General features: G+C 40.8%; 9 protein-coding genes. 1 reads left to right on the top strand and 8 read right to left on the bottom strand.

All coding sequences use genetic code 11. From position 1 onward, the window contains the following. Window positions 1–6: 6 nt before the first annotated feature. From BUA53_RS05605 to BUA53_RS05595, 3 genes are all read right to left on the bottom strand, one after another. Window positions 7–1575: a M28 family metallopeptidase gene (locus BUA53_RS05605; RefSeq protein WP_072834340.1), complete on the bottom strand. Its 1569-nt coding sequence runs from the start codon at window positions 1573–1575 to the stop codon at window positions 7–9. Between the two features lie 97 nt (window positions 1576–1672). After that, window positions 1673–4027: a TonB-dependent receptor gene (locus BUA53_RS05600; protein WP_072834339.1), complete on the bottom strand. Its 2355-nt coding sequence runs from the start codon at window positions 4025–4027 to the stop codon at window positions 1673–1675. Continuing rightward, complete coding sequence (locus BUA53_RS05595; RefSeq protein WP_072834338.1) at window positions 4024–4614, bottom strand: DUF3347 domain-containing protein; 591 nt, start codon at window positions 4612–4614, stop codon at window positions 4024–4026. The genes BUA53_RS05600 and BUA53_RS05595 overlap by 4 nt, the downstream gene beginning before the upstream one ends. Before the next feature lie 175 nt (window positions 4615–4789). Between BUA53_RS05595 and BUA53_RS05590 the strand changes: the two genes are divergently transcribed. Next, window positions 4790–6763, top strand: coding sequence for an ABC-F family ATP-binding cassette domain-containing protein (locus BUA53_RS05590; RefSeq protein ID WP_072834336.1), 1974 nt, complete (start codon window positions 4790–4792; stop codon window positions 6761–6763). On the opposite strand, the gene BUA53_RS05585 is transcribed toward BUA53_RS05590, so the two are convergent. The 5 genes from BUA53_RS05585 to hutU all read right to left on the bottom strand — a co-directional run bounded on the left by BUA53_RS05585 (window position 6760) and on the right by hutU (window position 14473). Next, window positions 6760–7815, bottom strand: coding sequence for a formimidoylglutamase (locus BUA53_RS05585; protein ID WP_072834334.1), 1056 nt, complete (start codon window positions 7813–7815; stop codon window positions 6760–6762). The two genes, BUA53_RS05590 and BUA53_RS05585, sit on opposite strands and share 4 nt — an antisense overlap. A 161-nt stretch (window positions 7816–7976) precedes the next feature. Continuing rightward, complete coding sequence (hutI, locus tag BUA53_RS05580; protein WP_072834332.1) at window positions 7977–9215, bottom strand: imidazolonepropionase; 1239 nt, start codon at window positions 9213–9215, stop codon at window positions 7977–7979. A 58-nt stretch (window positions 9216–9273) separates the two neighbouring features. Further along, complete coding sequence (locus BUA53_RS05575; protein ID WP_072834330.1) at window positions 9274–11505, bottom strand: bifunctional alpha,alpha-trehalose-phosphate synthase (UDP-forming)/trehalose-phosphatase; 2232 nt, start codon at window positions 11503–11505, stop codon at window positions 9274–9276. A 132-nt stretch (window positions 11506–11637) separates the two neighbouring features. Further along, the gene (locus BUA53_RS05570) at window positions 11638–12570 is read right to left on the bottom strand and encodes a hypothetical protein (protein ID WP_139256350.1); all 933 of its coding nucleotides are present in this window, start codon (window positions 12568–12570) and stop codon (window positions 11638–11640) included. A gap of 217 nt (window positions 12571–12787) precedes the next feature. After that, the gene (gene hutU / locus BUA53_RS05565) at window positions 12788–14473 is read right to left on the bottom strand and encodes a urocanate hydratase (protein WP_245793019.1); all 1686 of its coding nucleotides are present in this window, start codon (window positions 14471–14473) and stop codon (window positions 12788–12790) included. Between the last annotated feature and the right edge of the window lie 634 nt (window positions 14474–15107).

Below are 15107 nucleotides of genomic sequence, written 5' to 3'. Positions count from 1 at the left end.
CATCAACTAAATTGGTCGCTGACCTTCTCTTGGTTTAGGTAATTCTTTTCTTGGAATCTTTTCATCTCTCATAGCGGTATTGTAAACAAAAGATGCAACGATCACTGAAGCCTGTTTCAGATCTTCAGGAACCAGGTGATCATAAGTATCCATATTCGTATGATGGGTCCTTGTATCGTATTCTATAGGATCCTGTATAAACTGGAATCCGGGAATGCCCACAGCATCAAATGCCAGGTGATCAGTGCCGCCGGTATTATTGATAGTTACAGTAGATGCTCCCTCACCATTAAAAGGCTGCAGCCAACTGGTAAACAATGGTCTTACAGCTTCATTGCCCTGCAGGTAAATGCCACGTATCTTCCCTGTACCATTATCCAAATTGTAGTAAGCGGAAATATTTTGTTGCTCCGGCATTAATTTCATGGTAGCCGGATCGCCCAGGTGATTTTTTACATAATTGCGGGATCCAAACAAACCTTGTTCTTCACCACTCCATAAAGCAATGCGGATAGTCCTCCGGGGTTTGAAATTCATGGCTTTTAATAAACGCACTGCCTCCATCATAACAGAACAGCCCGCAGCATTATCTGTAGCCCCGGTGGCTCCCTGCCAGGAATCGAGATGGCCACCCAGCATTACTACTTCATCCTTTAATTTCGGATCAGTGCCAGGTATTTCAGCAATAACATTATAACCTTTCAGGTCCTTATCAAAAAACCTGGTTTTCACATCAGCCTCAACTTCCACAGGAACACCAGCATTTACCAATCTTTGTAATCTCAAATAATCATCACTGGATAACATGATATTTGCAGGACCTTCAGGCGCATCTTTACCATACTCTCCTCCACCCTGTACAAATACAGTTCCATCGTTCCCCCTGGGGTTAATGCTTAAAACCAGTGCGGGTTTTTCTTCATTGAATAATTTTGTAAGGTTGCGTTGAAAAGATTGCCTCGCCATAAATTGCTGGCGCGCCTGGTCATTGGCAGGCCTTTGGCCTGGCGCTACATTCATTTCAGCCTTTGCCATCTTAGCCAGGCTGCTGTCTGCCAACCTTGCACCATCGGGTTCGAAAGAAGGTTTTAATGCATCATCAACCCAAAGCATTATGATCTTGTTCTTCAATGTGCCGGCGTACTGAACTAGTGATGCAGAGTCTTTTGCCTTTAGTAATACAATGCCACCATTGATCATTTTCTTACCTGGAGTACTTCCGGTCCATGCCCTTGGAATGGCCACAATGGGTGTGTAATAGGGTTTTGTCATGGCGATATAACAACGCTCTTGCTGCCATCCTTTACCAAAATCTCCCCATGGCTCGAGTCGTGCATTTTCCAAACCCCAGCCACTCAAGGTGGTCTTAGCCCAGTTAGCTGCATTCATAAAATTGGGAGATGCAGTCAATCGCGGTCCGCTGACATCCGTTAAATGAAAAGCAATGTCCATCACTTTGGAATTTTGCGATTCTTCCTGCTTTAGCTTACTTATTATATCAGCGTCAGGAACTGACTGGCTAAAACTTACCAGTAATGCGGACTGCATAAGTCCGAACAGAACTATTTTTCTCATGTGCGTTTGTTTAAAAGGCAGAAGATACCAATAATTTCAGATCTGGAGTCGCCTTCACTCTATTCTGATCATTTTAAAAATGATACATCTGCAAACATTAAAACCTGAAATTCCAGGTGACCGAAGGCAGGATCGGAAATAAAGAAACCTGTTTGGCCTGAATCTGTACAGACCCATTATACGGGTTTCCCGTTTGGTCGAAATAAATGAAGTAAGGGTTTTTTCGATTGTACAAATTATATACACTGAATACCCAGGAACTTTCCCATTTCTTCTTTTTTTTCTTATCGGGTGTATAGGTTGCAGATAGGTCCAGGCGGTGGTAAGAAGGCAAACGGTATTTATTGATTGCACTGTATTCCTGGGTCAGCACTCCATTCAGTACATAAAAACGTTCTGGCAGTGATGTGGCATTGCCTGTGGCATATATAAATACGGTTCCCAGCTTCCATTTTTTATTCAATTCAAACATGCCTACTACGGAAAGATCATTTCTGCGGTCATATTTAGCAGGATATTTAAGTCCTTCGTTCAATTGAGGAAATTGCCTCCACGTCCAGGAAAGTGTATATCCTATCCATCCTGTCAACCTTCCCCTTGTTTTGTTTACAAACCATTCTGACCCATAGCTCCAACCCTTTCCAAATACAAATTCCTCTTCCGGATCCCTTAATGAAGGCGAATAACCTTCTTTGTATTCGATCTGGTTCTGCATGCGTTTATAGTATACTTCAACTGATGTTTCATAGACATTGTTTTGGAAATTCCGGAATAACCCGGCAGCATACTGCATACTTATCTGGGGCTTCACTAAAAATGTACTTGGCACCCAAAGGTCTGTGGGCAATGTAGTGCCGGCATTACTTACCAGGTGAATGAATTGCAGGTTGCGTGTAACGGAGGCCTTTATTGAGGTAGTGTTATCAACCGAATAGCGGATTGTGGCTCTTGGTTCTAAACCGGAATAAGTAATTATTTTTTGAAAGTTCTTGTAATAGGTGCTATCCAGTTTGTTTTGGTTGTCATCTTTTATAAATTTGGTATAAGGTCCCAACTGTGTAAAGCTGCTCCAGCGCAAACCATAATTCAGCTTGATCTTACTGGAAAGATCCCAGTCATCCTGGATATATAAGGCATTTTCCAATGCATATTTCTCTCCCCCGTTACTAGGCTGAAATACCACAGAATCCTGGTGGCCGGAAGTGACGTTCGGAATAAATTTATGGTATGTGGAAAGCCCCCCGAATTTCATCTTGTGACTGCCGGAAGGATAAAAATCAAAATCCATCTTGAAGGTTCCATCCTTAATACCTGATGAAAGGTTGATCTCGAAATTGTTCTGAGCCGCCCCGAAATTGAAATTGTAATCATTATACACCAATGTAGTATTGGCAAACAACCGTGGGTTGAAAATGTGGTTCCATCTCAGGGTTCCTGTAGAATTGCCCCAGGGAATATCAGCACGGAAAGACAGTTTTTTATCACGGAATGAAAAAACATCTCTTCCAAAATAACCACTCAGAAACAGCTTATCTTTTTCAGATATTTTGTAATTGACCTTGGCATTCAGATCATAAAAATAATAGCCAGATCCATAGGCATTACTTTCCTTAGGAATGAACGGTTTGGCCAATGCATCTATATACGTCCTGCGGCCTGAGAGAATAAAAGAAGCTTTGTCTTTTTTTAGAGGTCCTTGTATGGAAAGTCGTGAAGCAATAAGCCCAATGCCGCCTTCGCCCTGGAAACGGTTACTGTTTCCATCTTTCATGGTTACATCAAGAACAGAGGATAACCTGCCGCCATATTGAGCTGGCATACCTCCCTTTATTATGGAAGTATTCTTAATAGCATCGGAATTGAAAATTGAAAAGAAACCAAATAAATGCCCGGTATTATATACCACCGCATCATCAAGGATGATAAGATTTTGATCAGGCCCGCCGCCACGAACATAAAAACCTGAGTTTCCTTCACCGGCAGTTTGTATACCGGGAAGTAATTGTATGGCTTTAAGTATGTCAACTTCTCCTAAAAAGGCAGGAATACTTTTTATTTGTCCTATTGAAAGGTCTATTTTTCCCATTTGCGCATTGCGCACATTGGCATCCCGCTTCCTGCTATATACAACCACTTCATTCAGGTCGCCTGCTTTAGGCACCAGTAAAATATTTTGTTGAATATCATGTGTAAGCTGCACACTGACAGCCCTGGTCATGTAGGAGGTGTGTGATACCAATATTGTATATTCTCCTTCATCAAGCGTGATGGAATAAAATCCAAACGAGTTGCTGGCAATTACCTTCCCCCCAAAAGAAATACTCGCAGAAAGTATAGACTCACCACTCACACTGTCCCTGATATAACCATTAAGCGTGTATTTATTTTGGGCATAAGAATGAATGCCTGTAAATACAATGAAAACAATTAGAAGAATCTTTTTCCAGGTCATTTTGTTCCTGTAAAATTGATTATCTCTTTTGTTTCACCACATTCCACCATTCCTCCTTTATAACGTGGATGGTGAAGACCCATATAAGGATTTCTAATAGAATCTACAGGACTTAACCAATGACCAGGATCTTCATCATTAAACGCCATCGGGCATTCCTGCAGGTATAATTTCTTTCGATCATACCTTACAGTATTTAATAAAAGGAACAATTTATCGCTTAATGCGTTAAATGCATGTCTTTTAGAGGTTATGTCTGCTGATGCGTTAATAGCATTTAAATCATTCTTTGCACCATCCACAATGCCAATTGTTGTTTCGGATGAGCTATCTTTTTTTAATTCCTCCATAGGTAAACTGTCCAACCTTTCCTTTACTCTTTTTGATAAGGTAGCAGCATTGATTGAATCCCAATTGACAAATGCTTCACTAAGTTGGTAATAGCTACCCATTAATGATTCTATTGATCTATTAAATTCAGCACTATGCCTGCTTGGACCTAGAGTTTCAGTAGTTGTTTTTTTGTTATCGTTATTGCAGGATATGATGGTAAGGAGCAAAAAACCTAAAAATAAAAGTCGGTGCATTGCTGTTTTTGGGCAAAAGTAAACCCCTAAAGCACTCCATTTAACAGATTATAAGTTGTTATTCATCATATTCCTGTTAATTCTTTTTAAATAGTTTACTTCCCTGGCTACTATTCATCGAAATTGAATACATACCTGTCGGCAGGCAATTATCTTTGCAACTTTTATTAAGCTTATGTTGGCAGGTTTACAAAATGTTACTTTTGAATTTGGCGCCCGGACAATCGTTGAAGATGCTACCTGGCATATACATCCCAATGAACGTATTGGGCTAATTGGGTATAACGGAACCGGTAAATCAACCCTATTGAAGCTTTTTGCAGGAGAATACGCTCCCTCTGCAGGAACAGTTGAAAGAAGCCGCTCCACCTCCATAGGTTACCTGCACCAGGATTTACTAAGTTTTGATACCAATGAATCTATTCTCCAGGTAGCATTGCATGCGTTTGATAAAGCAAAAAAGATTGAAAGAGAACTGGAGGAAATTACTAAAAAACTTGAAGAGCATACAACGGATGAGTTATTACATGCTTACAGTGAGAAACTGCATGAATACGAAGAGGCAGGTGGATATACAATTGAACATAGAACCGAGGAAGTACTGCAGGGTTTAGGATTTTCCAATAGCGATCTGAAAAGACCTTACCGTGAATTCAGCGGTGGCTGGAGAATGCGTGTGCTGTTAGCAAAAATGATCCTTCAGCAACCAGACCTTTTGTTGCTGGATGAGCCGACCAACCACCTTGACCTTCCTTCCATTGAATGGCTGGAGAAATACCTGCAACATTATAAAGGCGCTGTAATCATAGTTAGCCACGATAAATATTTTCTCAACCGCATGGTAAAGAAGATTGTGGAATTATACCAGCGTGAATTACATATATATAATGGCAATTATGATTTTTATGAAGTAGAAAAACAACAAAGGGTCGAATTGCAACAAAGGGCTTTTGAAAATCAGCAGGATTACATTCGACAGCAGGAACGATTTGTAGAAAGGTTCAAGGCTAAAGCCAGCAAAGCTGCCCAGGCTCAAAGTATTCAAAAAAGATTGGATAAACTGGACCGGATAGAAGATGTAACTATTGAAAGGCCTAATATCAAGATCAACTTCAATGTTGATAAAACTCCCGGTCGTGTTTTGGTAGAATTAAAGCATGTCTCTAAACACTTTAAAAACATTGACATTCTTGAGGATGCTTCGGCTGAAATTGACCGTGGCGATAAGATTGCACTGATAGGTGCTAATGGAAAAGGTAAGTCAACACTTTTACGGATATTGGCTGGGGCCGAACCATTTGAGGGCGAGCGCAAATGGGGCCATAATGTGGATGATGCCTTTTACGCCCAGCATCAATTAGAAGCTCTGAATATTAATAATACCATCCTGGATGAAATGAAAGAAGCCGGCTCTAAAAAAACAGAGCTTGAACTAAGGACATTATTAGGTTGCTTTCTTTTCAGCGGTGATGATGCAGATAAAAAAATTAAAGTATTGAGTGGAGGAGAAAAAGCCAGGGTGGCACTCGCCAAAACCATGATCAGTAAGGCCAATTTTCTTTTACTGGATGAACCTACCAACCACCTGGATATCCATTCCAATGAACTATTGATAGATGCCCTGAACCGTTACCAGGGAAGCCTTATACTGGTCAGCCACGACAGGTACTTTATTTCCAAAACAGCCAATAAGATCTGGGAAATTGTCGATAAGAAGATCAAGGTATTTAAAGGCACTTATGAAGAATGGGTGGAATGGAAAGAAAGAGCTGAGTCAAGGAATCAAACTTTAGCTTCCGGATCAGCCCCTGTAAAAGAAGTAATAAAAGAAACACCAAAGGCCTCCTCTAATGGGCAACCCACCACATCAACTGGTGGTGCCAACGCTCCCATCAATAAGGAAGCCCAAAAAGAATTGCAGAAACAACAAAAAATGTTTCAGCAATTAGAAAAGCAATTAGCGGATTTGAATAAACAAAAAGCCGAACTGGAAGCAGAATTATCCAACCCATCCACCTATGCCGATCCTGAAGCATTCAAGAAAACAGAAAATGCTTACCGGCAAGTGAAGGATAAACTGGCTTCAGTTAATGCTGACTATGAAAAGGTATTCGAAAAGATCATGACGCTGGAAGAGCAACAGTCTTAAACCTCGTGCATCTTTATAAAATCACTTACAAGGTAGCTTATCAGTTTACCGGTTGAATCATTCGTCTTTCCATTATTCAGCCTGGTAGCTCCTTCACATATGTGCAGGTAGGCCGCCTTCACATGTGCGGCACATAAATTCACATATTGCCTCGCATTTAAAACGCTCACACCTGAAGGAGAACAGGCACTACTTAAAACATCTTCTACACTATCCAGGTCAAGCTCAATGCCTGCATAGTTATCTTCTGTAAATTCTATGGCATGTGAAACTGCCTGGCGGAAGCTTCGCTTCTCATGAATAAATATGTCTTCAAATGTTATGCAATCGATAAAAGGATTGTTGACAATGTCAACCCATACATTCTGTGGCAGGTAATTTTCATGAATACCTACTATACAATATTTCTGCAAGAAATTGTCCTCTTCTGCATACCTAAAGGCGTTACCACTATGCCTTCCTTCCTGGGGACGGTAATCGGTATGGGCATCCAGGTTTACACAATTTATTTGCGCAAGACTGATTTTTTGGGCCTGCAATAAACCCTTGGCGCTGCCTTTGATTATAGGATAAGCATTGTTATGCCCGCCACCAATTACAATAGGAATTTTATTGTTGGCAGTGATTTGTTTTACCAGGCCTTCTACTTCTTCATCAATTGCATTCACGGCATGCCTGTAGGCTTCAATTTTTTCTTCTTCAGTATGCGCGTTTTTATCAATAACAAACTGAATGTCACCAAAATCAAAATGGCCGATCACGGCCACTTCACCCCCTTCCAAAAAATCATTGCTTTGAATGTTCAGAAATGATTGCAGGAAGGAAAGCCATGCAGTACTGGTGCCTGCAGTGCCATAGTTTGCCTGTATGCCAATATCTTCAGGTATGCCAATGACCACATAACGGGCCGTAAGATTCTTTAGGGAATCAACAATTGCAGATGGATCATTGAGCACCTGTACCCTTTCACCCAATTTGGTTTCAAAGCGCCGGATCTTAACAAAAGAAAGTACATCCTGTTTGGTATAACTTTTAAAATGAGTTAGGTTCATATTAATTTCTTTAGGATCTTATAATTCAAGACCCACAATTTCATCATTTTTCTTTTTAAATAATATGATAATCCAAATAAATATGGAATTTATATTTAAGTGTTTCCCAGGCCGACTGAATGCATGAATAACCAGCTAAAATTTTTGGAAGTAATAATAACTTATATGAACTCTCCATTCACCATAACCTTTTCAATAAGATTGCTGCCAAATGAATAAGGCAGGTATTGTATGGAAGGAACCGGAACGGTCATCACCAGGTTAGCTCTTTTCCCTTTACTAATACTTCCTACTTCATCCTGTAATTCCATGGCATAAGCACCATTTAGTGTGGATGCATTGATAGCTTCTTCCGGAAGCATGCGCATTTGAATACAACTTATGGCTACTACAAAATTCATATTGCCTGAAGGTGAAGAACCGGGATTGAAGTCGGATGCCAGTGCAATGGCACAGTTGCTGTCAATTAATTTTCTTGCCGGTTGATAAGGCATTCGTAAGAAAAATGCTGCTGTAGGTAATAAAGTGCCGATGGTATTGGAATGTGCCAGGGAAACGATCGCATCATCGTCCATTGATTCAAGGTGGTCTACTGAAACAGCATTTAATTCAACACCTGCCTGCACCCCACCTGATGCATATAACTGGTTAGCATGTATTTTTGGCTTTAATCCAAATTCTTTACCTGCCCGGCATATCTTTTTGGTTTCTTCAGGCGTATAAAACCCTTTTTCACAAAAGACATCTATGTAATCGGCAAGGCCTTCCTTACTTACCCGGGGCAACATTTCTTCAATGATCAATTGTATATACCCTTCCCTGTTGTCTTTATATTTCTCTGGAAGTGCATGTGCACCGAGGAAGGTTGACCTAACAGGGATTGGTGAACTTTCCTTTAATCTCCGGATCACCTTCAACATTTTCAATTCATCCTCTACTGTTAATCCGTAACCGCTTTTGATCTCCACTGCACCTGTACCCGTCCGGATAATCTCCTGCAGCCTTTTATAAGATTGTTGATATAAGAATTCTTCAGATGTTTCCTGTAGTTTTCTTGCGGAATTCAAAATGCCGCCACCCTTAGCCGCTATTTCGCTGTAGCTTAATCCTTTTATTTTATCCACGAATTCATCTTCCCTGCTACCTGCAAACACCAGGTGCGTATGACTGTCACAATATGAAGGAAGAATACATCGTCCTTCAGCGCTATAATGGAACGTAAAATCAGTTACAGGGAAAAACAGGTCTTCCATGCGCCCGTAGTCCGTTATCCTCCCATCTTCAACAATAAGAAATGCATTGTGAATACAGGGCAGTAGCGCTAAATTTTTCCCATATAAAAGAGTATGGGCCTGCCTAACATTGACCAAAGTGCCAATATCATAGATTAATGTGGTCATACATTGCTAAAATAACATTGTATGCCTTGTTTAGCAATATTTAATGAAAAACTGCCTATTACGTTAACTGGGCTTGTTGTTTAGCAATGGGCTTAATAAACCTGCTTAGAAAAGGATATACCTCTCTTTGGGACATAATGGTATACTGGGCTGCAGTATTTCCCCTGCCAATTTTTATAGTATATCCTCTTTCACGCAATGAACGAAACATGTCTTCATCTGTAGTATCATCACCAATGCATAAGATAAAGTCAGGGTTCAGGTAATTAATGAGATTCATGGCTGTTGCTCCTTTGTCCACACCAATCATTCTTACCTCCAACACTTTGTTACCATCGATCACCTGCAGTGGTGTATTTGTAATGAGTTGCATCAGGCTGTTTCTTAATTCCCTTGACCTGGAAAAACCCAGTTCCTGTTGCGTATTTCTATAGTGCCAGGCCAATGTACTGTTCTTTTCTTCTATAAAAGAACCAGCGCAGCGGTCTACAAATAATTGCATCAATGGGCGTATCTGGTCTTTCCATTCATTGGGAACAGTGATATACTCCCGCCATTCTTCATTCTTGTATTTTACATACGCACCATGTTCGGCTACCAGCGTCAATGGCAGATGTCCCAGCCAGTTATCCAGGGTTTGAGCATCTCTCCCACTTATAATGATCATGTCATTGGCAGGATCTGAGGATAATTGTTTTAATAACTGCAGCAGGTCATCACTTGGCAAGGCTAACGAAGGCACTTTCTGGTAAGGTGCAAGGGTTCCGTCATAATCCAAAAGGATGCAACGCTTACTGGCATTATTAAAATCATCCTGGATCTGTGCAATGGTTGTTTCTTTTAATAAATTCACTTTTACTGACTCCTGTTCTTTTTTAGTTTCTATAAGGCAATCTAAAAATTCATCCATCCATTTAAAAACGTCATAATTTTTCAAACGTCTTTGCATATACGATAACCTGGAACGCTGTTCCACTAAAGGCATGTTCAATGCCGTATCAATGGCGGAGGCCACTTCATCTACATCCGTTGGATTTACCAATAAGGCTTCATTGAGTTCATTGGCTGCACCGGTAAGCTCACTTAATATCAACACGCCCTTGTCAATACAACTGGCAACATATTCCTTAGCCACCAGGTTCATTCCATCTCTTAAGGGCGTGATCAGTGCAACATCTGCCACCTGGTATAAAGCGCACAATTCTTCAAATGTCAAATGGTTGTACCTGTATATCAGGGGCTGCCAATGCAGCGTTGAAAACTTTCCATTAATGGTACTAACCTTTTCTTCAATGCTTCCTTTCTTTTCACTATATGTTTGGATGGCATCCCTTGATGGAATCACATTTAAAATGAACACTACTTTCTCTCTCCATTTGGGATATTTATTGAGAAACACTTCAAATCCATCAAGCCTGTAATTAAGCCCTTTTGTATAATCCAGCCTGTCAACAGAAAAGATCAGTTTTTGATTATAAAACCTTTCCTCAAGGCTGGTGCCTATTTCCACCACGGTTTCATCAATGCATGCTTCCCTGAATTTTTCATAATCAATACCTATTGGAAACAGGTCAGTCTTAATAAGCCTGTCCCTGTATTGAATATTGTTGAATTGTGACTCCACTTTCAGGATCATCTTAGCTGAATGAAGGAAATGTTGCACATATTCATGTGTATGAAAACCAACCAGGTCGGCACCAAGCATTCCCTCAAGAATTGGTTTTTTCCAATTCGTTGGCATCAGCCTGAATATCTCGTAAGAAGGAAATGGTATATGAAGAAAGAATCCAATGGCCGCATCAGGGAGTTTTTCCCTAAGCATTTGCGGTAGGAGCATTAATTGGTAATCATGCACCCAAATCACATCTCCCGGCTCTACGAAATCAAGAATTTTATCAGCAAATAATTGGTTTACCCTTTTATAGGCTTCAAAATATTCCTTTTTATTTTCAACTAATGAAGGGAAATAGTGGAAAAGCGGCCACAGTGTGGAATTTGAAAAGCCATTGTAAAAATCGTCATAACACTCTTTGGGAGGAAACAATGGAATTATCTCGAAATCTTCATTAACATTTCCCTGCTTTTGTACATTTTCCCAGTCTTCCAGGCTGGAATCCATACTTCCTACCCAGATCTTATGTGTATAACCTGTTGAGTGGCCCTGTTCTCTTTCAAAATAGCTTTTGATGGCTGATACCAGTCCACCCGAGCTTTGCCGGACGGTCATGCGATCTCCTTCCTTGTCTATTGAAAAGGGCAACCTGTTAGAAATAATTATTAATCTGCTCATGAATCCAGTCTAATGCCCTATATGACGTCCAAAAATTAGACCATTGAACTGATGAGCTTTCTTTTATACCTTAAAGGGAAACAAAAAAACCGTGAGTTTTACCCACGGTTTTGAGAACTGCTATGTGAATGATTAATAAGGTGCTATAAAGGTTTGCGAATTGCCGCCTGCTCCTGTCCATACCAATTTAAAATAATAACTTCCGGTAGCAGGGCATGAAGTAGCATTACCGTTTTTATCAAGACCAAAGGTTACCACTGCTGTGGATCCCTGCCTGGTATGTAATACTTGTCCGCTTGTCAATCTAAAATCACAATCAGAGCTGATCACTAATGGTTGTGTGATGGCAGTGCTGAAAGTCCGTCCGAACCTGTCTGTTCCCCAATCAGCAATTCCTGTCTGGCTACCTTCAGTATGCGTTCCATAAATGGTGATCAGAGGCGCACCGCCATTATAGCTATACACCCTTTTACGGGCTACGCTCCAGTCTCTTTTAGTTCCATCATCAAAAGTGATGGAAAGATTGCTGCTTCCAATAGTATGGGTGATCGTTTGACGTGTTGGAAGCTGGTAAAGCAATCCCCCACTTACATTGGTAAGCAGGTGGCTTCCGTTAATCGTAATGCTTTTATTATCGCTCAGGCGTGTCACCTTATAGTTTTGATAAGTAACAGTAAGTGCAGCACCTGCATCTTTCCAATGAACACCCGCAGGCATGGAAATGATTATATTACCAGTGCGCGAATGCAAACCTTCGCAATCTTCCCCATTATAGGTAATAGTTATTTTGCGCGGATTGCTTAATGTATCAGGTATTACATCGGCACCACAAAGGCTATTCATTTCGTACATCCTTCCGCTGAATGTCGGGTTGTTCTCAAGAGCTACATTCAAATCATAATCCACAGCATCCATCTCGCCTGATATGCGAGCCTGGTCTTCAGCGTGAACAGTCAGTTCAGGTCCTGGGTCCTGCTGGGTGGTGCTGGAATCTTTTTTACAGGCAATAAAAGTGGTGAATAGTGTTAATGTCAATAGAGACATCAGGCGCAGATTCATTCGCATAGGGCTTGTTTTAGTTTTTCGTTTATTGATCACAGATAGACGCAGTGATTTCAATAAAGTTTAAATAAGGATATTAATTTTTTTTCCTTGAACAAAAGTAAACAGCAGCCTGCAAAACAAATAAGTGTTTTTGCTATCCCACACAGGTTTTTTTACCTGGTAATAATACCTGGCCTAATACAAAGTGCATTTATAGCAACCATTCTTTATTAAAACATTATTGCCCTTCCAGTCTCGATTCTAAATTTAGACCGTTTTTTTCTGCGGTTTCCATCGCCAATTCGTAACCAGCATCAGCATGACGTATCACACCGATTCCCGGGTCATTGCGCAATACCCTGCTCAGTCTTTTAGCAGCATCTTCTGTTCCGTCTGCCACTATCACCATACCTGCATGAATACTATACCCCATTCCAACACCACCCCCATGGTGCAGGCTTACCCAACTTGCCCCACCGGCTGTATTGACAAGCGCATTTAATATTGGCCAGTCTGCAATAGCATCACTTCCATCCATCATGGCTTCAGTTTCCCTGTTAGGAGAAGCAACAGAACCAGTATCCAGGTGATCTCTGCCAATAACAATAGGTGCTTTCACTTTACCGGTTCTTACCAACTCATTAAAAGCAAGACCAGCTTGTTCTCTTTCCCCTTGTCCCAACCAGCAAATACGTGCAGGAAGGCCCTGGAAGGCTATCCGTTCTTTTGCAAGCTGAAGCCATCGCTGTAAGGAAGCATTTTCAGGAAACATACCTGCAATTAATTCATCTGTTACAGCAATATCTGAAGGGTCACCGCTCAATGCCGCCCACCTGAACGGACCTTTTCCTTCACAAAAAAGTGGCCTGATATAAGCTGGTACAAAACCAGGAAAATCAAATGCATTGTCAAGGCCTTTTTCTTTTGCCCTTGCCCTGATATTATTTCCATAATCAAATGTAACAGCACCCTTTTGCTGCAACGTCAACATCAATTGCACATGCCTGTACATGGAGTTATATGCCAGGGCAATATATCGTTCAGGATCATCTGTTCTAAGTTGTTTGGCTTCTTCATAGCTTATCTCATGCGGCCAGTATCCAATCAAAGGATCATGGGCAGAGGTTTGATCGGTGAGTGTATCAGGAATAATATTGCGTTCCACTAATCGCTCTAATAAATGAACCGCATTGCATAATACTCCTATGCTCAGGGCTTTCCCGGATTCCCTTGCCTTTATGGCAACATCAATTGCTTCGTCAATATCTGTTATCTTTTGATCAAGGTACCTTGTCTCCAGCCTTTTTTCAATACGCCATTCCTCCACTTCAGCTATCAATGCTACACCACCATTCATAGTTATGGCCAGGGGTTGTGCACCTCCCATACCTCCTAGGCCTGCCGTCACATTTAAAGTACCCTTCAGTGAGCCCCCAAAATCTTTATTAGCTACAGCAGCATAGGTTTCGTATGTACCCTGCACAATTCCTTGTGATCCAATATATATCCAACTACCCGCTGTCATTTGACCATACATGATCAATCCTTTTCTTTCCAGTTCATCAAAATGTTTCCAGTTGGCCCAGTTTGGCACCAGTTGTGAATTGGAAATCAATACCCGGGGGGCATCCTTATGCGTTTTTAAAATACCAACAGGTTTTCCGCTCTGAATAAGCAGGGATTCATCATTTTCCAGAACTTTCAGGGAGGCAATGATCCTGTCCAGCGCTTCAAAATTCCTGGCAGCCTTTCCCCTTCCGCCATATACGATCAGGTCATCCGGCCTTTCCGCCACCTCAGGATCAAGATTATTCAACAGCATTCTTAATGCAGCTTCTTGTATCCAACCCTTACAATGTAAATTGTTGCCCCTGGGAGTCTTGTATTTTACAGGGTCGTATTTGGTTCGTAGTTCAGACATCATATAGCAAATAATATTTCAAGGCTAAAATATTACTCTTTTAATGTAGTGGCGTATCAAAATATAGGTAATATGGTCCGGGTGAGTATGAATAGAAATTTAATTATCCACATGAGAAGGTCAATTCTTAATTAAGCTGTTACTTATATAACAGTCATAATGCCATGTATCTATTTTAGGTTTCTTTTGAGTATATACCGCCTTTGTGCCGCCTCTTTAAAGAGCCGTTGCAGAGCCGTTACATAGGCGGCACATAGGCGGCACATAGCCGTTACATAACGCAGGTAACTTCTGTGTAGTTCCAAAATAGGTTGTCACTTTTTAATGTTATTCCAATAATGGTTGTCATTTTAGCAGGTACACCATTTTTGGTTTACACTTTATTCCAGAATAAGTTTACAGTAGTTAATAATTAAGTTAGATAATTTTGTTTAGCAAGCCAAGCGGAGTGCAGCTCTGCTGGGGAGCATCTGCACAAGGAATAGCTTGCTCCGATAGCATAGTACCAACTTTTTGTTTAAGGAGGTTGGTACTTTTTTATTATGCGTTCGGTACATGCCTTAAAAAACCCAATATTCTTATAAATAAAGCCAGTTACCATCTTCTTATAAGTTTGCCACTGCCCTGGTGGGCTTTT

The organism is Flavisolibacter ginsengisoli DSM 18119 (assembly GCF_900129295.1).
Classification (GTDB): Bacteria; Bacteroidota; Bacteroidia; order Chitinophagales; family Chitinophagaceae; genus Flavisolibacter; species Flavisolibacter ginsengisoli.
The sequence above is the reverse complement of the archived record's forward strand: the minus strand, read 5'-3'. Positions and strand labels throughout refer to the sequence as shown.